Origin of the sequence: Acidisphaera rubrifaciens HS-AP3 (assembly GCF_000964365.1) — a bacterium.
Classification (GTDB): Bacteria; Pseudomonadota; Alphaproteobacteria; order Acetobacterales; family Acetobacteraceae; genus Acidisphaera; species Acidisphaera rubrifaciens.
Genome location: NZ_BANB01000469.1, coordinates 1 through 1,830, shown reverse-complemented (window position 1 = coordinate 1,830; position 1,830 = coordinate 1). Strand labels below are relative to the sequence as shown.

The 1,830-nt window shown below is 70.6% G+C and carries 1 protein-coding gene and 1 pseudogene; both read left to right on the top strand.

The genetic code is table 11. The annotated features are described in order from the left end of the window. A pseudogene (locus B8460_RS21990) lies at positions 1–473 on the top strand (malto-oligosyltrehalose synthase); the annotation flags it as partial. Further along, the coding region (locus B8460_RS13150; protein WP_048862061.1) for an alpha,alpha-trehalose-phosphate synthase (UDP-forming) at positions 470–1,830 on the top strand (1,361 nt) is incomplete at its 3' end. The pseudogene B8460_RS21990 and the gene B8460_RS13150, both read left to right, overlap by 4 nt.

The window sequence follows — 1,830 nt, the reverse complement described above, 5'->3', positions numbered from 1 at the left end:
GCCGCGCGGCCCTGCATGCCGCGCGGCCGCCGGCGGACCTGCTCGCGCACTGGCGCGACGGGCGGGTGAAACAGGCGGTGATCGCCCGCATCCTCGCCCTGCGCGCGCGCCGCCCGGCGCTGTTCGCCGCCGGCAGTTACGTGCCGCTTGATGCAATCGGGCCACGCAGCGACCATATTTTAGCCTTCGCCCGGGTGCATGAAGGCGAGGCGGTCGTGGTGGTGGTCACGCGTTTGTCAGCAGGGCTGCTCGGCGACGACAGCGGGCCCGTTGTGGGCGGCTCCGTTTGGGCTGGAACTGCCATCGCAATACCGCGTAATTTGGTAACTCGGCGTTACGCAGATATCTTGCGGGCTCCCGTGTCGCCGGCCGCCGATGGCGGTCCGAGCCCCAGCCCGCAGCAACTGGGTCACTCACTTGCCGTGGGTGACGTGTTGGCTGATCTGCCCGTCGCCGTGCTGGAGGTTCGATGAATCGCCTGGTGGTCGTGTCTAACCGCGTTCCGATGCCGACCGCCGGCGGCCACGCGGCCGGCGGCCTTGCCGTCGCGCTCGAAGGGCTGATGGACAAGCGTGGCGGTGTCTGGTTCGGCTGGAGCGGCGCGATCGCCCCCGATGCCGCCGTCAAGGCGATCCATACCGAGGTCGTCGCCGGCGTCACCTACGCCACCATGGATCTGACGCAGGAGGAGCACGACAGCTATTACGGCCGCTTCTCCAACGGCGTGCTGTGGCCGATGCTGCACACCATGCCGCAGCTCATGGATTACGAGCGGCGGGACGCGCAGACCTATCGCGAGGTGAACGGCCGCTTCGCCGAGGCGCTGTTGCCGATGCTGCGCCCCAACGACATCGTCTGGATCCACGACTATCACCTGCTCGCCCTGCCCGCGCTGCTGCGTGCGCAGGGGGTGCGCAATCCGATCGGCTTCTTCCTGCATATCCCCTTCCCGTCCCCCGACGTGCTGGCCAGCGCACCGGAGGCGGCGGCGCTGACGCGCGATCTGCTGGGCGCGGACCTGATCGGCTTCCAGACGGACCGCGACGTGGCCAATTTCGCCGCCGCCGCGCAGCAGGTGGCCGGCGCGGTCGAACTGGAGAGCGGCTGGCTCGGCCTGTACGGCCGGCGCATCCGCATCGGCGCCTTCCCCGTCGAGATCGACGCCGAGGAGTTCGCCGAGACCGCGCGGCAGGCCGCCGCCACCCCGGCCGCCGAGCGCCTGCGCCGCAGCCTGCTGGGGCAGAAGCTGATCCTGGGCGTGGACCGGCTCGATCCGACCAAGGGCATCGTGCAGCGCATCGACGGCCTGCGACGGCTGCTGGAGACGCGGCCCTCCTGGCGCCGCAACGTGACGTTCCTGCAAATCGCCGCCGTCTCACGCAAGGACGTCCAGGCCTATCAGGAACTGCGCGAGGAACTCGACGGCGTGGCGGGCGCGCTCAACAGCGACTATGGCGATCCGGACTGGGCGCCGCTGCGGGTGATGGCCCGCGGCGTGGGGCGCAACGTCGTCGCCGGCTACATGCGCGCGGCCGCCGTCGGTCTGGTCACGCCGCTGCGCGACGGCATGAACCTCGTCGCCAAGGAATACGTCGCGGCGCAGGACCCGAACGATCCCGGCGTACTGGTCCTGTCACGCTTCGCCGGCGCCGCCCGGCAGCTCGATGCCGCGATCCTGGTCAACCCGCACGATTCCGACGACATGGCGGACGCGATGGACCGGGCGCTGCGCATGGATCTGGAGGAGCGGCGCGCCCGGCAGGCGGCGCTGTGGAAGGCAATCGCGCAGACGTCGCCGGTGGGCTGGGGACGCGCGTTCCTCGCCGCCCT